Genomic DNA, 18,248 nt, shown 5'->3' with positions numbered 1-18,248 from the left:
CGATAATAGAGGATAGGAGGGATTTATAATGACGATTTCTTTTGAACCTGTACAAGGTATATTTCATTTGCAAAATAAACATATGAGCTATGTGATTCAGCTTATTAATGGTTCCTATCCAGCACACGTGTACTGGGGCCGCTCTATACGATCTGGTCAACTCGGCACGGTGATTCAATATAAGGAACGAGCTTCTTTTAGCCCGAATCCGGTTAAGGAAAATAGAAAGATCTCCTTCGATACGCTTCCACAGGAGTATCCTGCTTATGGGACAAGCGATTTCCGCGAGCCTGCGTATCAAGTTGCGCAACCCAATGGTTCGACGATTACTGAGCTTGTCTATGACAAGCATCGTATCGTGCAAGGAAAGCCAGTACTAGATGGCTTACCATCTACGTATGTAGAAGCAGATCATGAAGCTGAAACGCTAGAAATTGAGCTTGTTGATAAAGTAGCCGGCTTGCGAGCCATTCTTTCGTACACGATTTTCGCCGATCATGCGGCTATCACGCGTTCTGTTCGTTTCATAAATGAAGGAACGGCTGAACTTAAGCTTTTGCGAGCATTAAGCTTGAATGTAGACTTTCCGCATGCCGACTGGGATCTGTTGCAGCTCTCAGGTAGTTGGGCGCGTGAGCGTCATATTGAAAGAAGAGCCTTGGCTCCTGGTAAATTAACCGTTGAAAGCCGACGTGGATCAAGCAGTCACTCCCATAACCCGTTTGTCGCTTTGCTTGCCAAGGATGCTAATGAAGACTATGGGGATGTATACGGTTTTAATCTCGTGTACAGCGGTAACTTTGCGGCACACGCGGAAGTGGATCCTTTTGCAACAGCACGTGTGTCTATCGGGATTAATCCTTTTGATTTCAGCTGGCTGCTAGAGCCAGGACAACAGTTCCAAACACCTGAGGCTGTTATGGTGTATTCCGGTCAGGGGATTGGTGAGATGTCCAGATCCTATCACCGCTTATACCGTTCGCGACTGTGCCGCGGTGAATTCCGTGATCGTGTACGACCTGTCCTAGTCAACAACTGGGAAGCGACGTATTTCGATTTTAATGCAGATAAAATTGAAAGTATTGCTCGTGCCGGAAAAGAGCTTGGAATTGAGCTTTTTGTATTGGATGATGGTTGGTTCGGCAAAAGAAATGATGATACGACCTCACTTGGGGACTGGGTTGTCGATAAGGCGAAGCTCCCTGGTGGACTTGAAGATTTAGTAGAGCGAGTGAATAAGCTAGGCTTGGAATTCGGTTTATGGTTTGAACCAGAGATGGTATCACCAGAAAGTGAATTGTACCGAAAGCATCCTGATTGGTGTCTCCATGTACCGGATCGTCGACGTACAGAGGGTCGTGGGCAGTTGATTCTTGATTTTTCACGTCAAGAGGTTTGTGAAGGCGTGATGGCCATGCTGCGCAATATATTGAGTAGTGCGCCAATTACTTACGTCAAATGGGATATGAATCGGAATATGACGGAAATTGGCTCCGCGGCCTTGCCACCTGAACGTCAAAGAGAGACAGCACATCGCTATATGCTTGGCTTGTATCGCGTAATGGAAGCCATTACTACCGAATACCCGCATATCTTGTTTGAAAGCTGCTCCGGCGGTGGTGGGCGTTTCGATCCAGGTATTCTGTATTACATGCCACAAACGTGGACGAGCGATAATACGGATGCCGTATGCCGTTTGAAAATCCAATATGGCACCAGTATCGTGTACCCTGTAAGTTCCATGGGGTCGCATGTATCTGCTGTACCTAATCATCAAGTTCATCGCATGACGTCCTTGGAAACCCGCGGTCATGTAGCCATGTCCGGTAACTTCGGCTATGAGCTTGATCTGACGAAGTTCACAGAAGAAGAGAAAGAGCTCGTCAAACGTCAGGTTGCCGACTACAAACAACTTCGACCGCTTGTTCAATTTGGCGATATGTATCGCCTGTTGAGCCCGTTCGAAGGGAACGACACCGCGTGGATGATTGTCTCCGAGGACAAGACACAAGCCATGGTTGTGTTCATCCGAGTGCTTGCAGAACCGTATGCGCCGTTGAAGACGTTACGCTTAAAAGGACTCAACCCTGACTTCGATTATGAAATCGAAGGTTCGGAAGGGCTCTTCCCTGGCGATCATCTGTTATACGCCGGTATTCCTGTCGTCGGATTGCATAACGACTTCCAGAGCAAAATCTGGCTGCTGAATGCTAAGCAGCAGTAGATGTAAACCCCTATTTCCCGTTATGGGAAATGGGGGTTTTGTTCGAATAGAGTGTTTTGTAGATACCTCAGAACATCGTTTCAGTGAAATAGGCGAGGGTGACAATAACTAGATTTTACTCAACTTACATAGGAAGATGATTCATTTTTTGGGAATTTTGCGATATGATAGATAGATTCAAACCATCATAAAAGTGAAGGGAGACAATTCTAACATGCTGCAACGACCAAGTCATGACGAATATTCATCCTACTATACGGGTTATATCGGGCTGGTGCCCGAAGGGGATTATGTATCCATTTTGAATAGTCAAGAAAAGGCACTCGTATCCCTATTTTCACAATTAACAGAGGAGCAGGCTTTATCTCGATATGCACCAGGGAAGTGGAGTTTGAAGGAAGTACTGGCTCATATTACGGATACAGAGCGAATTATGAGCTATCGATTACTCCGCATTGCTCGTGGAGACACGACGGATTTACCTGGCTTTGATCAAGACATTTTCATTGCCAATACATCTTTCGACGATGTGGCTTTAACGGATTTGGTGAAGGATTTCCAAGCCGTGCGACAAGCTACGTTGGCGTTGATGCCTACCATTACCGAAACAGCTTGGACACGTTTGGGGACAGCGAATACATTCGCAATTTCTGCCCGTGCTATTGCTTACGTGATCGCAGGTCATGCCCAGCATCATCTTAATATCGTAGAGCAGAAGTACTTATGAGAAAACCCCTATCGAGGCCATTCAATGATGATCGCCAATAAGAAAGCTGTTTTCGGGTCTGAAAACTTATACTTTCTTATGTGGTAGTAAAAAAGCCTGAAATCCACTGATGGATTTCAGGCTTTTTTTAGTAAAGTGATAAGGCCAACGAATCTCGTTCATTCAATGAATGAAGAATCGCTTCGCACCCGACAATCTCGATGCTAATGATTGAATCCAGACATTTCTTGAGTGTTGCTCTACCTTTGGTGACCTTGGCCTCAAGTGCTGACTTCAGTAAATTGAACTTCTTTTTATTTTTCTCATCGGAGTATACGGGTACAGGTTTGTTATGAATCGTTATAAACATTTTCATGAGTTCCACCATCCTAAGAATTGGATATAGTACTAGCATATCGGATTATTATTAATAGAACCTTAAAATAGTTTTACAATTTTAAGACAAATAAGAGATTGCTATGTATTTTCGTATATAGATAATACGATTTAGCGGCTGAAAATGTTTCATACAATAGCTAGAAAAATTGAATATTGTGTGAATTTAATCAACTAAGTGTGCTGCATGTTCTGTCGATAGGCTTTGGGTGACGTACCAAAACGTTGTTTAAATGCACGATGAAAGTAAGGGTAAGAACCAAATCCACAGCTAAGAGCAATTTGTTCTAAGGACATGGAGCTATCATGCATACGTTCAACTGCACTGGATAGGCGTACTTCTGTGGCATATTGGATCATTGTTTTACCAAAATATTCTTTGAACAAATGGACAGCTCGGGAGATACTAAGTCCTACATGATTTGCGACATCTTCAATTTTGAACGCTGCAGTAGCATGTGCCTCAATAAATCGTTTCATGCGAGTGCCAGTGAAAGGGCGACCTTGTACTGTTTCTGTTGCTGCTCGTTCAAGATAAAGGCAGAGCGCTTGGAGCAAATAACTGCTTAGCTCGGGATTCTCTTCTTCCATTCTGCGTTTCTCGAGGCTTAATTGCCGCCATAGTGAGATTAATCTGGGGTCGAGGTCAATGCGCATGCAAGTAGGTTTGTTGTTGCGTTTCCACCACGCATCAATCCAATCGCCTTTGCAAAATAAGTAGTAATCGCCGCTGGCGATTTTCTGATCAGGTTGCGTCTTCGCCTGTTCGATTCGCAGCTCGTAAGGATCACCGGGTTTAAACAAAAGCAGATGACCTGCTTCTATCGGGACCATACGGCCATCAACAAGGGCTTCACAACTGCCTTCTGTCTGTAGTCGAAAAAGATAATAAAGTAGTCCTGATTTGTTACTGTTATAAAACGGGTCCATATGAAAAGAATACCCACAAGTTAAGAGTTCAGCTTTCATGTGATTTCGCCTTTCGTAGCCAAATAAGAGATGTTTTAATTATATCGTGAATGGTCATAATAGGCTAATCTCGATTATACTTATGCCAAGATTACTATTCATGATTTCACTATGAGAAAAGAGGAGAACAAATGGGACGTTTAGGAATTGGACTTCAATTGTACACATTGAGAGATGATATGGCACGTGATATGGAAGGTACACTTCGCCATGTTGCGAAGTTAGGATATGAGGGTGTTGAGTTTGCTGGCTATTATGACATGCCTGCGGATAAGCTTAAAGGTTTGCTTGATGAGCTAGGATTGAAAGCTTTCGGAAGTCATATTAGCTTGCAAAGATTCCGTGAAAATTTCCAAGGTGAAATCGATTATTTGAAAACAATCGGTGCTACATATGCCATCTGCCCTTATGTTGGTGCAGAAGAGCGCGAATCCGTTGACCAATGGAAAGCCCTAATCGCGGAGTGCCAAGCACTAGCGGTTGAGACGCAAAAACAAGGTTTGCAATTCCTTTATCACAACCACGACTTCGAATTCCATTACAAAGTGGAAGATGAGTTTGTTTTCGATGCTATGTATGCGAATAACGATGCTATTAAAGTCGAAATGGATGTATGTTGGGTACAATTTGCAGGTCAAGACCCACTAGCTTATATTGCTAAATATGCTGGACGTCTTCCTTTGGTTCATTTTAAAGATTTCACAAAGGATGCTGATGGTAAACTAGTTACTTTGGAGCTAGGCTTAGGCGATGTTCCGCTAGATAAAGTTATCGTTGCTGCCGAGCAAGCTGGCGTAGAGTGGCTTGTCGTGGAACAAGATAACTGTCAGAAGGCGCCTTTAACTAGTATCGAAAACAGCTTTAACTGGGTTAAAGAGCATTATTTAAACGTTCATAACTAATTTATTCTTATAATTGAAGGAGCACTTATCACATGAGTAAAATTAAAGTAGCCGTCATTGGCTGTGGTTCCATTTCCAAACATAGACATATCCCAGAATACGCAAACAATTCAAATGTTGAGCTAGTTGCATTCGTTGATCCGATCATTGAAAGAGCACAGCACTACGCTGAATTGCATGGCGGTAAAGCTTATAGTAACTATGTTGACATGTTGAAAGCAGAGAAAGTTGATGCGGTTAGCGTTTGTACACCAAACTACCTTCACGCTGAAATTTCCATCGCCGCGGCTAATGCTGGCGCGCATGTGCTAGTTGAAAAACCAATGGCAACTACAGCTGCTGAATCCGAAGCGATGATTGAAGCAGCCAAGAAAAATGGCGTATTCTTGATGGTTGGTCACAACCAACGTCTAATGCCTCCACATGTGAAAGCGAAAGAAATCTTGGAGTCAGGTAAGCTTGGGAAAGTTCTTACATTCCGTACGTCATTCGGTCACCCAGGTCCTGAGGGTTGGAGCATTGATGGTCGTGAGAGCTGGTTCTTCCGTAAGGAAGAAGCCATTATGGGTGCAATGGGTGATCTAGGCGTACACAAATCAGATCTTATCCGTTGGTTGCTTGATGATGAAGTTGCACAAGTAGCAGCATTCGTTGGTACGCTTCACAAAGAGGGTACAGACGTTGATGATAATGCGACTTGCTTGCTTCGTATGAGAAGCGGCGCTACAGGCTCCCTAGTAGCAAGCTGGACTTACTACAAAGGTCAAGACAACTCCACAGTTCTATGGTGTGAGAATGGTGTTATCAAAATTGATACAGACCCTAACGATCAAGTGATCGTTGAGCTTCGTAATGGTACAGTTGAGCGTTACAAAGTAGGTCAAGTAGCAACGAATGAGAAACAAACATCTAGCGGAGTTATCAGCGAGTTCGTTACTAGCATTCTAGATAACAAACCACCTCGTATTTCTGGCGAAGAGGGCTACCAAGCATTGAAAGTAATTCTTGCAGCGTTCGAATCCGAAGCGACTGGCAAAATCATTAATCTTTAATATATAAAGTTAGTAACGAGAGCTCATCCCATCACGGGATGGGCTCTTACTTATTTTCAGCGGCAGGTTAATAAGAAAAAGCCCCTGATCCTCAAAGTGAGAATCAGGGACTGGCAACAAGCTTTATTAACGTCCGCCGATATCGATGGAAACCGAATTTGATTTGCCTACAATCGTTTCTTTGGAGTCTTTGACTTGTACTTGGATATCCCAAAGTCCTGTTTTAAGTAGAGCCCCTTCAACTAACCCGGTACAAGTATGTTCGTCTTTCCAAGTTGTAGGTATTGCTTTGCCGTTCAAAGTTACGTAACCCAGAGGTGGAAGATTGTTCCCGGTAACAGTAAGTGTCAAATTTGTACGACCTGAAATATCCTGAGAATCAGCTTCTACCTTATCTAAGCTAATTGGGCCGAAACCAAGCATATATTTAGGATCAATAATTGGTGTTAGATAGTTTTTGTATGCGTGTCGATCTCCGAAAAGAATATCATACTGCAAGGTTTCGTAATTCTTCAAATCATCTTCTTTGATATTCATTTCAGCAAAATGATCTTTAGGTGGGATGACTGGATACTTTTTAGCCAATTCCGTTAAGAAATTTGTATAATAATTGCCTTGTTGCTTCGATAATTCGATTAAATAAGGACCTAAGAAGGAAGGGCTTATATTCAAATTGTCTTTACGTTCGGTATCGAAGTTATTCCATACGACCAATGGGACACTGTACATTTTTTTCAAGAAATCAGGATCATCTTTACCACTAATATATTTCGTGTCAATATACGTTGCGTAATCATCACCAAGCGCTGGCAGATGGTCGCCCCAGAATGCAATAATCGTAGGCTCGCCTTTTTTCTCGTAGTATTCCACTAATTGCTTCAACATATTGTCAGACCCATTAATACCTTGAGCAAGCGTTTCAAGCATCCCAACGGAAGAGGCGGAGAAGTTGCCTGTTACGTTAAACGTGTTTTTCGGGAACTTGCCAGGGAAGTAATGAAAGTGATTCTCCATCGTGTTCGCAAACACGAAATCCGAGCCTGTACTTTGCTCAGTTGCATGAATAATGTTAGCAGCAACTTCACTATCTGCGATATAAGGACCGGAATACGTCGGTTTAAAATATTCAATCGGAATATATTTAGAAAATCCGAAGTCTTGATAAATTTTATTACTGTTGAAATACCAGTTATAAAAAGGACTAATAGCTGTTGATGTATAACCCTGACGTGCATAAATACTCGCTAATGAATCGACTTCATTTGAAATATATTGATTATAGGCAATAGAGCCTTGTGGTAAGAAACGCATTGAGTTCCCCGTAAGAACCTCGAATTCCACATTCGCTGTTCCACCGCCATACTGAGGTGAAAGCATCGTTCCACTTGTTCCCGACTTCTGTAGCTTATGGAAGAAAGGAATCGGATCTTTATCGAACTTAGCGCCTGAGATAAGGGTAGGATCCCAGAATGATTCACTTAAAATGACAATAACGTTCGGTTTAATTGGTGTTGTTGAATCCCCAACTTTGATAGGTGGCTTGGGTGATGCATTCACGATAGCTTCAATGGCTTTATCATCATAACCTTCTTGGCTATTTGAGAACATTTCTTTGGTATTCAATACTGTAGCAAGCGCATATCCGTTTGTTTGGGTGTTCTGCACTTGATTCCAGACAGCTGCTTCGATACCAAACCACTTCTGAACAGGCAGTGGCAGATCCGTATAGACAGCTAAAAACATAACTAAACCAATTCCAGCAAGAATTGCTCGTTCTTTTAAGGCTACTTTTTTAATAAACATGGTTGTACGGTAGAGGATGAAGTAACTGCCAACAAGGAACAGGAGAATGACAGATAAGACGTTAAATGTCAAAATGTTGGATAAATACTTCACCATATCAGAGGCTTCGCCTGCTACAACTAAATCCCATGGCGTCAAAGGTACGCCTAGTATTTTGAGCTTTACGCCGCTAATAAGGGCCAAGATAACGAGGAAACCGGCAATGACCCAATATGCGATCCGAGTTCGCCCAATGATGGCAACGAATAACAACAGAAGGCTAAATACGATCCATTCGTTGAAAAGTAGCTCTAGAAAATGCTTGAAGCTCCATGACAACATTTCAGTGTAGTTCCCGCGGCTCAAGATTTCCATGATCAGAACTGGGATTAGTGCAAGAAGTAAAAGTGGCAGTCTTGGCCGAATTACCAATAACAATCGTTCAATGTGTTGTTTCATAGATTCTCCTGTACAAATATAAGTTAAAAGTCCTTTGAACACCTGATATTATACCATGCCTTTCGACATTATTCGATGGTATCTCTATGAAAAATAGATAGAATGCAGGAAAATCGTGGCTATATCAAGAATACTTATAAAGAGGAGATAAGTTAGGGGGGAATCGCGTATGGCCAAAGAACAAATGCAGCTAAAAAGAGAAGCAGTCATGCAGCTTCAACATCGAAAAATGACAAAAAGTGCGTTTTTTCGTCGTGGATTGTTCTTATTCATTGGTGCCGTTTTAATGTCTGTGGGGTTAGAAATTTTTTTAGTGCCGAATCGAATTATTGATGGAGGCATTACGGGAATTTCGATCATTTTATCTTATTTAACACAAGGGCCGATCGGTGTGTTCTTGTTCTTATTAAATATTCCTTTTTTATTCATTGGTTATAAATTGATTGGTAAAACTTTTGCATTATCTACACTTTTCGCTATTCTTGTCATGTCGACAGGTACGGCCTTGCTTCATCCTGTGAAGGAACTTACGAACGATCCGTTGTTAGCCGCGGTATTCGGCGGGATTATTCTTGGCATAGGCGTGGGGATGGTTATTCGTTTCGGGGGATCACTGGATGGTACAGAAATCGTTGCGATTCTCGTTTCGAAAAAAATTCCTTTCTCTGTTGGCGAGATCGTTATGTTTTTCAACTTATTCATTCTTGGAAGTGCAGGGTTTGTCTATACGTGGGATCGTGCCATGTACTCGTTAATCGCTTATTTTATTGCTTATAAAATGATTGATGTCACCATTGAAGGGTTCGATGAGTCGAAGTCGGTGTGGATTATTAGTGACCACTTTAGAGAGATAGGCGGGGCTATTATGGATCGCTTAGGACGCGGCGTCACCTATTTAGAAGGTGAAGGCGGATTCTCTGGGGATAACAAGAAGGTTATCTTTTGTGTGATTACACGCTTGGAAGAAGCCAAGTTGAAATCCATCGTGGATGGACTTGATCCCAAAGCATTTCTTGCAGTTGGCAATATCCACGATGTCAAAGGCGGAAGATTCAAGAAGAAAGATATCCACTAATCGGATTTCTCCTTCTTGATTTCATTGTCCTTTTGTGAAGAACCTCGCTCGAAAAACCCTAAATTTCTTAACTGCTGAGCAGCATCCTTGCTGCTCGGGCTTCCGAGCTTTTTCAAAATATGCCCAACATGAATTTTAACTGTTCGTAATGAAATGAAGAAACGGTTCGCAATTTCCGTCTGTGTATGGCCTTGATCGATCATATCAAGAACTTGAAGCTCCGTTGGGGTGATGAGATCCCGGACTTCTTTGATCTTGAATTGCTGCTCCAGCCGTTTGAGTCTGCGGAACTCCTCGCGCATTTGTTCAGAAACAGCTGCATTAATAGCGGACTGGCGCGCATGAGCAGCCCGAATAATACCGGGGAGCTCCTCGAAACGAGACTTAATTTGATAATCAATCGCTCCTGCCTGAAAGGAACGGAAAATGAAATCCTTTTCTTCCATGGAGGTTAACATGATGACTTTGGCTCCCCAAGACAAGAAGGCTTGCTCCGCAAGACTAATGCCCGCGGGTTCATTTTGAAGCATAATATCCATAAGTACGACATCAGCAGAAGGCGCGGCCTGACTAAATAACGCTCGAGCATCTTCTGCTGTAGATCGGCTCTCTACGACAGTCATATCTCCTTGACGATTCAAGTAATCCGTCAGACCGCGCAGCCAATCTAGATCATCTTCCACGATGAGTATGCGAATTACATCCATTCTGATACTTCCTCTCCTGAGCAAGTCTAACGCTGTCCCGGAAAAGTCAAATAGACACTTGTACCTTTACCGGGTTCACTGCTAATTTCCAAACTACCACCATGTTTTTTCATGACACTATAGCAATAAGCTAGGCCTAGACCAAAGTTATTTCGGTTACCACTTTTTGTCGTGTAGAAAGGTTCTACTGCTTGCTTGAGGACGGATTTCTCCATGCCCATGCCTGTATCTTTAATTTCAAGAACCATATTTTTTTTGTTTGAAAAAGCTTTAATAGAAAGCTCCCCACCGCTGCTCATCGCTTCGATGGCATTCATAAGAATGTTTGTTAATGTTTCTGTGACTTGGATCTGATCAAGTTGAAGTTCGAGCCGATCAGGCAACTCAACATGTACTTGGATCTTTCCTAAATAAACTTCAAGGGATTCTAGCACATCTTGCAGCAACTGAACAACGTCAACCTGTGAAATGCGCAGAGGCAATTCTTGTGTTTGCTCATGTACACGGCTAATCATTTCCTGAATATGCCTAGAGGCGTTCATGACCACGTGAATGTCCTGTATAAGTTCGGTTTGCCCTGTGTCTGCTGCGTGTTGGTTCATCTTCTCCAGAAATAACCGCATTTTTCCTACATCATTTTTGATGGCATGGTTAAGAATGGCCGTACCAGACGTAATGGCGCGGAGCGTAGAATCCAGCTTACGGCGCTCAATGAGTAGCCGGATACCGAGAAACCCATATTTGAAAAACGTAAATACAAAGAAAGGGACCACAAAGGCCAAAATCCATACATGATAGATCCACAATCGATAGAACCCGAAGCTGGGCATGACATAATTGAGCACACCAACACAAAGTACGGGCGGAATCAGTGCAAGGCAGGTGAACAAATGTGTTCGCCTCATGGCCGGGAGATGTTCCTTTTTGAGAGCAATCAGTAAGGATCCTATGATGATGTATGGGAAGGCCCATGTCGCGACTATGCGGAACTCTATGGGCATATCTTCGGTATACCCTGGCAATAAGATCAGACATACAAGTGGCGGTACTAGTAATACAAGCGGTAACCATGTACGTAGAAGAGGCTTCTGCCAAGTGGAATGATAAGCTAAAGATAGCATTGCGAAAGCGTAAGGTAAGCCATAATAGGAAAGCAAAGAGCAGATGCTCATAACACGATAAAAGAAAGAAACTAGTGCTGGATTTGGAGATGTTAGCTGAAAATAGGGGATGATATCCGCTGATATGACAGCTGCTAAGGCGCCAGAACCTCCTGTAAAAGCAACTGCGCTCATCCAACGCATGGTGCGTGAACCGGGATCTACAATAAGTAGTCCTGATGCGATAAACCAAAGTGCAAAAAGGACAAAAAGCATGTGTTCCCCCTCAATCAAGTCAATAGATAGTCTTATTGTGGCATGACGTAATCGTTTGCACAAGAGTTTCCTTTCTAAGAAATGGGAGGAATTGGGCATAAATTCTCGAATTGTTCAAAGACGAAAGGAGTGAACCGAAATCGAAGTGAAGAAGAGAAGATCATTTCCAATCCTTCAGATTGTGGGGAAAGTACTGCTAACCCTCATTTTCATCATCGTTATTACGGTCATTTTATCTATTGCTGCAGCTGTCTTTGCCGTGAGGTTAAACCCTGATCTTATCGTAAGTATGGAGGCTGTCACGCGTAATCCCTTTTTTATTAAAGCGTCACTATGGGCACAGATTGTAGGTTTTATAAGTGGTGTATGTTTGGGTTTCTATTTATTTGAGCGAAAAAAGGGATGGAAATTAGGACTGCACACGGTTCAGTTCGGCCGTCGGTTTGGAGAAGGTTTCCTATGGGGGGCCGTGCTGATAACCCTTAGCAGCTTAGTGATATGGCTATTCGGAGGCATTCATTTTGTTCAAGTGGAATGGAGCTTATCAAAGGGTTATGCAATAGGCGGGAGCTTTCTTCTCTTTATTGGCGTAGCGATCAATGAAGAACTATTTGCGCGAGGGTATTTACAAGGTCTTGTGAAAAATCGCTTTGGGCCGATAATAGCTGTAGGGGTGTCGACGATTGTTTTCGCCCTGTTGCATAGCTTTAATCCAGGGATGTGGACGACGGCTCTTCCTTTTATCAATATCCTTTTGGCAGGACTTTTGATGGGGTTGTGTCGTGAGTTGACAGGTAGTCTATGGATGCCCATAGGGCTGCATTTAGCATGGAATTTCATGCAGGGATGTATATTTGGCTTTGATGTTTCGGGGATTCCGATGTCATCCCTGATTACGACTGAAACGAAAGGTGCCATCGTCGTATCTGGTGGAGCTTTTGGGGCAGAAGGAAGCTTAATTACGAGCTTTATTCTTGTACTTGGCATCATAATGATTTATAACTATTATCAAACGCGAAATCGTTTAATCCAAACAACGCAACCTATTATAAAAGACAACATGTAAAAAGGGGGACTCATCTTTGAGCCAGTATGAAGTTATACATAGTGAATGGGAAGGGGAGTCGACGCTCCAACTCGTCGACCACATGAATGAGGCCGTGGCCGAAATTATTCCGGCCGTCGGTCTACACCTGTTCCGCTTCGATGTGCGGAACCACAGTTACATCGCGAGGCCCGACGTTTTGTCGGAGCTTCGCGTCAATTCCTCGCGCTACGGCGTGCCCATTCTGTTCCCGCCGGGGCGTGTAAAAGAAGCGGCCTTCACCTTCGGTGGCCGCGAATACCGGCTCCCGGCGAATCGGGAGCCAGATCACGCCCACGGCCAGCTGCGCGAGCGGCCGTGGAAGGTCGTTGCCAGCGGCGCGGACGCAGCTGGCGGGGCTTATGTCTCCGCGGAGTTTGACATCGCGGAGACACCGGACATGCTGGCGTATTTCCCACACGCCGCATGCTTCCGCTTTACGTACCGTCTGCAGGACGGTACGCTGTCGCTCAGCGGTGAAATCGCCAACCGAGGCGGCAATACCATGCCGCTTTCACTTGGCTTTCACCCGTACTTTGCGTTCGCGGAGGGCGAAGCCGACCGCGTGCGGGTAACCATTCCCGCGGCAGCAGAATGGCCGCTGTCCGCGGGTGGTTTTGCGGCAGGGGAGCCTATGCCGACGGCGCTCACAGCGGCCTTGCAGGATGGCGCGAGGGTCTCATCGCTGCCAGGATATTCTGGCGGGTCACAGATGCTGAGCATCGCGCCTGGGTCACAGATATGCGAGATTGCATACGAAGCTCGCAACACGAAACTTATCTTTGATATGGGGGACAAATTCCCAATTCACGTTCTATTCACAGCGCCATGGACGAACGCAGTTTCCCTTGAACCTTACACAAGCATCATGAATGTGTTCAATGAATCATATCCGGCTGAAATCTCAGGTGCGCAAAGCTTGGAACCAGGTGAAACCTTCACATTCAACTGGGCAATTCGTATTGAAACGAAGTAAGCTACCAAGGTTCATATCCAAAACCGATTGACGAATAACCTTGATAAGTATGCTGATGGAGCTCTACAATGATTCCTTCCATTTGTGCAGATTTAGCAAGGGCACCGCGTCTTCCAGTGTTGTACAGGTTAAGATCCACAACACCTTGGAGCAAATGAATGTGATCTCCGTTCGTTACAGCAATTGGCGGGCCAGTAACGCCATAAAAAGCGTGATAATGACCATATTTAATCCCTGAAATACCTTGATATTGATGGACATGCTGGTCATAAGAAGAACCGTTCACATTGAAAGTGTACAGTCGCAAAAGATGATGATGCCCTAATTCTTCCGAAGTTACCGTTGTGAAGAAATGTACATGAGCTGGTGGAATGCTCCTCATCACACAAAAGCCCCCTATGAGTAGGATATGCTTCATCCTATTCGTAGGGGGCTTTTGTCATGACGATGGCAAAGCATAAAGATTGGATTGGCCAATTTTCATCTTTTTATCATCATATACACGTACTTCAACTTGTTGCGACTTACCTAGTTCAATTACAGGATTAGATGCAATATCAACATAAAGCGTATCTTTTCCATCGAAATTAGACTTAACTTCCTGCCCATCAATATACACATTACAGGAAGAGAAAAATGGTGAACCTGTTACTTTAACTTTTTTGTCTACTACCGTGACTTTTGAAATGATAGGATCACCATATCCTAACGTATACGCGGGTTGGACAATCGTATCTTTGTATCCTTTCGCTTCATAGCCGTATCTGCCCCCGAACAGATTATCATACTGCAACTTCTCGTACCCAGTGAGATCGCTCTCTTTAATGTTAAATGTCGACCACATGTCTTGCGGAGGAATGACTGGTATTTTCTTTGATAAATCATATAAATAATCCGTATAATAACTTCCCTTTACACCTGCCAAATGCAATAGCATAGGCCCCAAAAAAGAAGGACTAGAAGTTAGATTCAGTTTCTCTTGGTCAGCAGGAACGAAGTTATTCCATATCACAAAAGGCGTGTAATGTGTCTTCGTATACAGATCGGGGTCATCAGGCAGTACATATTTGGCATCGCGATATACTTTATAATTTTCCTCAAAGAATGGGAAATGATCCCCGAAAAACAAAATAATCGTCGGTTCTGACTTTTTTGAATAATAATCAACTAGAGATTGCAGGGCCTGATCCGTAGCTGTAATACCTTGTGCATAAGTTTCTAAAATGCTTTTTGACTCTGCCGAAATATCTCCAGTAACCTGAATCGTATTTTTACTGAATTTATCGGGAGGGTAAGGATGATGATTTTCCATCGTATTAGCAAAAATGAAATCAGGCCCAGCGCTTTTTTCTGATTCCTCAATAATTTTGTTCACAACAGCGTGGTCCGCATAATTAGGTCCTGAGAAATCATTTGGGAAATATTCACTCGAAATGAACCGGGAAAAACCAAAATGTTTATACACTTTTCTGCTATCAAAGAAATAACTGAAGAATGGATTAATTGCTGTTGCCGTGTATCCTTGTCTTGTCGTAATGCTTGCTAAAGAGTCGACACCGTGATTCATATATTCGATATAGGGAATTATTTTATCAGGTGATTTTCCAAAAAAACGCATGGAGTTCCCCGATAAAACCTCAAATTCAACATTTGCTGTACTACCCCCGAATTGAGGAGATAACATCTTACCGCTTGTGAATTTTTTCTGCAACTCATGCAAATGTGGAATAGGATCGCGGCTAAAAGTTACATTTTTCATCGTCGTCGGATCAAAAAAGGACTCTCCTAGCAAAACTATAATATTTGGTTTTTTGTCATTTGTAGCTGGTTTTTCTGGGATTTGGTCCAGAAGAGACGTAATTGCTTTCTTACTATATCCATCTGGTTTCGCTACATGTAAAAAGGTAAGCATTTGAACAGTTGAGTACAAATAACCATTTTCATCATAGGTAATCGTTTGATCCCAGGGGACCGTGTAAACCCCATATAGTTTTGTAAACGAAAGGGGCTTATCCGCATATAAACTGGTTGCCATAACAACAGCGATTACACCGTAAACAGAGCGTTCGATCCAGTGAAACTTCATTTTACGATTGCGTAAAATGAGATGAAACAGACAAGCCACAATAATGATAAAGAGCAAGGTATAGGTAACAATACGATTCGTAAAATATTGGCTCAAAAACTTCCTATACTCCATAAGTTGGTTATTAAAATAAAGATCCCATGGATAATAAGGTGCGCCAATCGCCTTTAACTTACTGCCGCTAATCGCCCCAAGTGGCAACAAAAAGGCACACAGGATCCAAAACGACAGCTTAGAACCACCAGTAACAGCGATAAGAAACAAATACATGGCTCCAACAACGAAATATGCAAGCACCATGGCTAAAGGATACGTAGTCATCCAATGATGGAACTCCTTGTAAGTGCCCCTTTCCAAATATTCAACCATGCACATCAATAAAAACGGAAGTATCACAATCATTGCGCGAGTAGGCAGCTGCTTAAGTGCCTTAAGTAAAGTAGTCATTCGTAAAACTCCTATTTATCAGCTTATAAAAACCCGACTCTCCAGTGGAGATGCCGGGTGATATTGAACTTTAGATCACGCTTCATCCGTACCCTCTGCACTAATTTGCTCCAATGCTTGCAGAAACGTTGCTGCGGGTTGAGCACCTGTTAACGCATATTTACGGTTAATTACGAAAAAGGGGACCCCTGTTACGCCGGCTTGACTGGCAAAAGCAAGGTCATCTTCAACCTGCTCAAGACCTTGTTTAGCAGCAAGTTGGATACGAGTTTGATGCGGATCCATGCCATGCAGACTTGCAGTTTCAAGGAGGTAATCGATGTGACCGATATCTTTTCCATCCTCAAAATAAGCCTTGAACAAGTCGTCAACAAGCTGCTGTTTGACTTCTTCAGGTGCGATCGCAATGAGCTGATGCGCTTTTAACGTATTTGGCATTTTCGTGATTTGCGCAAAATCAAAATGTAAACCCGATGCCTGTCCAGCCTGAGTCACTTGTTGGAGCATTGCTTGCAGTTTGCTCTCATCAGCGCGAAATTTAGTGCGCATAAGCGTCGCAAAATCTGCACCTTCGACGGGTGTCGAAGGATCAAGTTGATACGCACGATAATGCAGCTCAACAGGTTCAGCTGTAAAATCTTCTAGCGCATCCATCAAATTCTTCTTCCCGATGCGGCACCAAGGACAGACTAAATCTTGAAATATCTCAATTATCATCTCGAATAAACCCCTTCAATCATTGCTTTAGCTCCATTCAACATTATAACCCAAAGATGATAAATGTCACCATGTAACACAAACCATAAATCGACCTTATATGCGAACAGCCATACAAAACATCTTCAACACAGCATTCACAAGCAAAACCATCCAAATCAAACTAAAGCATAGCGCACCTTTCCCTAACCCAAACCTTGAAACAAACTGATGCACCATCGAAGCCCTAAGCAGTTTTACCCACAATCTATTACCGGAATCTGAGATATCTACAATCCTTTTTTTACAAATCGAATCGCTGTTGAAATTTTAACCTTAGGTGATCACCTATAACCTTGAGGGAAGATATTCCGCAAAGAACGAAATTCTGTGCTATCTACAAGTCACGGCAGATTGAATTGAACATTTCAAGTAGTTCAAATAGTCGAAGTTAAAAGATTTGTCGAACTTAAAAAATACTGAATAACTATTCTATTCCCTAGTTGCTTTAACTTGTTCATATCACAGATTTTGTTTTCTTGCGAATATAACCCTTGCGAGAGACCCTAAGATTTTGTGGACAATTTGGAAAAATTTATAAAATTATTCATATACATGCGAACGTTCGTTTGTTATAATGATTTTATGGAACGTGAGTTCTCATTAGGGGGGGTGGACATGAATATGAAATCCATTGCTAGTGATGCGTCATTTTGTGAAACAGAAGAGGCATGTGAAAATTTTCTTATGAACTTGCGTTGGTCTAAGGGATTTCATTGTCCTCGATGTGATCATCATGAGGCTTTTCAAATTCGTACCCGTAGATTGTTGGAATGTAAAGAGTGCAGAATGCAGATTTCGATAACAGCTGGGACAATTATGCATAAATCTAAACTTTCCTTGTTAACCTGGTTCAAAGCTATCCAGCTTATGTTTATAAGCGGTGTTGAAGTTACTGCGTACGGATTATCAGAGATTCTGGATATTAATTATAGAAGTGCTAAGTTGCTGATTGATAAAATTTGTTTGGCAATTAAGGTTGAGGAGAGTAGATTACTTGCCTTGCGCAAAATGAAAATGAAAGCTAATCGCTCTGAATCAACTAAAACAAAGTTTCCAATGTCGAAGAACAACGAGAATTGGAGTGATCCATTTGATCTCAAAACATATATTGAAGTCAAATTTTCCAAACTTACTCAGCACTCGCTGATGAAAACTTTTGTGTCCATTCATTTATATGTCAGATTCCTGAAGTGTTTTCAGTTAGGATAGAGTTGAAAGCCAAAGTCATAGTATCATTTGACGGGATCC

Annotated in this window: 16 protein-coding genes; 8 read left to right on the top strand and 8 right to left on the bottom strand. The window is 42.7% G+C overall.

Annotated features, from left to right (window positions below; genetic code table 11):
* Nucleotides 1-28: 28 nt before the first annotated feature.
* Nucleotides 29-2,224, top strand: coding sequence for an alpha-galactosidase (locus ASL11_RS13520; protein ID WP_056614814.1), 2,196 nt, complete (start codon nt 29-31; stop codon nt 2,222-2,224).
* A gap of 214 nt (nt 2,225-2,438) precedes the next feature.
* Nucleotides 2,439-2,951: a DinB family protein gene (locus ASL11_RS13515; protein WP_056614811.1), complete on the top strand. Its 513-nt coding sequence runs from the start codon at nt 2,439-2,441 to the stop codon at nt 2,949-2,951.
* Nucleotides 2,952-3,078: 127 nt separating this feature from the next.
* On the opposite strand, the gene ASL11_RS13510 is transcribed toward ASL11_RS13515, so the two are convergent.
* Nucleotides 3,079-3,306 (bottom strand): hypothetical protein, encoded by a 228-nt coding sequence (locus tag ASL11_RS13510; protein ID WP_028554145.1) that lies wholly within the window; start codon nt 3,304-3,306, stop codon nt 3,079-3,081.
* Between the two features lie 194 nt (nt 3,307-3,500).
* Nucleotides 3,501-4,295, bottom strand: a complete 795-nt coding sequence (locus ASL11_RS13505) for an AraC family transcriptional regulator (RefSeq protein WP_056614808.1) — start codon at nt 4,293-4,295, stop codon at nt 3,501-3,503.
* 131 nt (nt 4,296-4,426) lie between these two features.
* On the opposite strand from ASL11_RS13505, the gene ASL11_RS13500 reads away from it, so the two are divergent.
* Both ASL11_RS13500 and ASL11_RS13495 read left to right on the top strand, forming a co-directional pair.
* Complete coding sequence (locus tag ASL11_RS13500; RefSeq protein WP_056614805.1) at nt 4,427-5,197, top strand: sugar phosphate isomerase/epimerase family protein; 771 nt, start codon at nt 4,427-4,429, stop codon at nt 5,195-5,197.
* A gap of 32 nt (nt 5,198-5,229) precedes the next feature.
* Nucleotides 5,230-6,249 (top strand): Gfo/Idh/MocA family protein, encoded by a 1,020-nt coding sequence (locus ASL11_RS13495; RefSeq protein ID WP_056614801.1) that lies wholly within the window; start codon nt 5,230-5,232, stop codon nt 6,247-6,249.
* A 126-nt stretch (nt 6,250-6,375) separates the two neighbouring features.
* Here the strand turns inward: ASL11_RS13495 and ASL11_RS13490 are convergent, their stop codons facing one another.
* On the bottom strand, nt 6,376-8,490 hold the full coding sequence (locus tag ASL11_RS13490; protein ID WP_056614797.1) for an LTA synthase family protein: 2,115 nt from the start codon (nt 8,488-8,490) through the stop codon (nt 6,376-6,378).
* 208 nt (nt 8,491-8,698) lie between these two features.
* Between ASL11_RS13490 and ASL11_RS13485 the strand changes: the two genes are divergently transcribed.
* A complete protein-coding gene (locus ASL11_RS13485; protein ID WP_235550490.1) occupies nt 8,699-9,565 on the top strand; it encodes a YitT family protein in 867 nt (288 codons plus the stop codon).
* On the opposite strand, the gene ASL11_RS13480 is transcribed toward ASL11_RS13485, so the two are convergent.
* Together ASL11_RS13480 and ASL11_RS13475 are read right to left on the bottom strand one after the other, a co-directional pair.
* Nucleotides 9,562-10,272, bottom strand: coding sequence for a response regulator transcription factor (locus ASL11_RS13480; protein ID WP_056614794.1), 711 nt, complete (start codon nt 10,270-10,272; stop codon nt 9,562-9,564). The genes ASL11_RS13485 and ASL11_RS13480 overlap by 4 nt on opposite strands.
* A 26-nt stretch (nt 10,273-10,298) precedes the next feature.
* Entirely contained in the window at nt 10,299-11,648 is a 1,350-nt protein-coding gene (locus ASL11_RS13475) for a sensor histidine kinase (RefSeq protein ID WP_056614792.1), read from the bottom strand.
* Nucleotides 11,649-11,793: 145 nt separating this feature from the next.
* On the opposite strand from ASL11_RS13475, the gene ASL11_RS13470 reads away from it, so the two are divergent.
* Both ASL11_RS13470 and ASL11_RS13465 read left to right on the top strand, forming a co-directional pair.
* Nucleotides 11,794-12,714, top strand: a complete 921-nt coding sequence (locus tag ASL11_RS13470; RefSeq protein ID WP_056614789.1) for a CPBP family intramembrane glutamic endopeptidase — start codon at nt 11,794-11,796, stop codon at nt 12,712-12,714.
* A gap of 82 nt (nt 12,715-12,796) precedes the next feature.
* On the top strand, nt 12,797-13,708 hold the full coding sequence (locus ASL11_RS13465) for an aldose 1-epimerase (protein WP_235550489.1): 912 nt from the start codon (nt 12,797-12,799) through the stop codon (nt 13,706-13,708).
* Between the two features lies 1 nt (nt 13,709).
* On the opposite strand, the gene ASL11_RS13460 is transcribed toward ASL11_RS13465, so the two are convergent.
* The 3 genes from ASL11_RS13460 to ASL11_RS13450 form a co-directional block, all read right to left on the bottom strand.
* Nucleotides 13,710-14,090, bottom strand: coding sequence for a YmaF family protein (locus ASL11_RS13460; protein ID WP_056614781.1), 381 nt, complete (start codon nt 14,088-14,090; stop codon nt 13,710-13,712).
* Between the two features lie 57 nt (nt 14,091-14,147).
* Nucleotides 14,148-16,058 (bottom strand): LTA synthase family protein, encoded by a 1,911-nt coding sequence (locus ASL11_RS13455; protein ID WP_162261634.1) that lies wholly within the window; start codon nt 16,056-16,058, stop codon nt 14,148-14,150.
* 258 nt (nt 16,059-16,316) lie between these two features.
* The gene (locus ASL11_RS13450) at nt 16,317-16,958 is read right to left on the bottom strand and encodes a DsbA family oxidoreductase (RefSeq protein ID WP_056614775.1); all 642 of its coding nucleotides are present in this window, start codon (nt 16,956-16,958) and stop codon (nt 16,317-16,319) included.
* 657 nt (nt 16,959-17,615) lie between these two features.
* Between ASL11_RS13450 and ASL11_RS13445 the strand changes: the two genes are divergently transcribed.
* Entirely contained in the window at nt 17,616-18,209 is a 594-nt protein-coding gene (locus ASL11_RS13445) for a transposase (protein ID WP_056614773.1), read from the top strand.
* The last annotated feature ends 39 nt before the right edge of the window (nt 18,210-18,248 follow it).

The sequence above is a fragment of the Paenibacillus sp. Soil750 genome (assembly GCF_001428045.1).
GTDB classification, from domain to species: domain Bacteria; phylum Bacillota; class Bacilli; order Paenibacillales; family NBRC-103111; genus Paenibacillus_E; species Paenibacillus_E allorhizoplanae.
Note: the sequence above shows the minus strand (reverse complement) of the source record. Positions and strands in the feature narration are given on the sequence as shown.

Coding starts and splice junctions, on each gene's coding strand:
- ASL11_RS13520 (WP_056614814.1), top strand. CDS start 29: ATGACGATTTCTTTTGAACCTGTACAAGGTATATTTCATTTGCAAAAT.
- ASL11_RS13515 (WP_056614811.1), top strand. CDS start 2,439: ATGCTGCAACGACCAAGTCATGACGAATATTCATCCTACTATACGGGT.
- ASL11_RS13510 (WP_028554145.1), bottom strand. CDS start 3,306: ATGAAAATGTTTATAACGATTCATAACAAACCTGTACCCGTATACTCC.
- ASL11_RS13505 (WP_056614808.1), bottom strand. CDS start 4,295: ATGAAAGCTGAACTCTTAACTTGTGGGTATTCTTTTCATATGGACCCG.
- ASL11_RS13500 (WP_056614805.1), top strand. CDS start 4,427: ATGGGACGTTTAGGAATTGGACTTCAATTGTACACATTGAGAGATGAT.
- ASL11_RS13495 (WP_056614801.1), top strand. CDS start 5,230: ATGAGTAAAATTAAAGTAGCCGTCATTGGCTGTGGTTCCATTTCCAAA.
- ASL11_RS13490 (WP_056614797.1), bottom strand. CDS start 8,490: ATGAAACAACACATTGAACGATTGTTATTGGTAATTCGGCCAAGACTG.
- ASL11_RS13485 (WP_235550490.1), top strand. CDS start 8,699: ATGCAGCTTCAACATCGAAAAATGACAAAAAGTGCGTTTTTTCGTCGT.
- ASL11_RS13480 (WP_056614794.1), bottom strand. CDS start 10,272: ATGGATGTAATTCGCATACTCATCGTGGAAGATGATCTAGATTGGCTG.
- ASL11_RS13475 (WP_056614792.1), bottom strand. CDS start 11,648: ATGCTTTTTGTCCTTTTTGCACTTTGGTTTATCGCATCAGGACTACTT.
- ASL11_RS13465 (WP_235550489.1), top strand. CDS start 12,797: ATGAATGAGGCCGTGGCCGAAATTATTCCGGCCGTCGGTCTACACCTG.
- ASL11_RS13460 (WP_056614781.1), bottom strand. CDS start 14,090: ATGAGGAGCATTCCACCAGCTCATGTACATTTCTTCACAACGGTAACT.
- ASL11_RS13450 (WP_056614775.1), bottom strand. CDS start 16,958: ATGATAATTGAGATATTTCAAGATTTAGTCTGTCCTTGGTGCCGCATC.
- ASL11_RS13445 (WP_056614773.1), top strand. CDS start 17,616: ATGAATATGAAATCCATTGCTAGTGATGCGTCATTTTGTGAAACAGAA.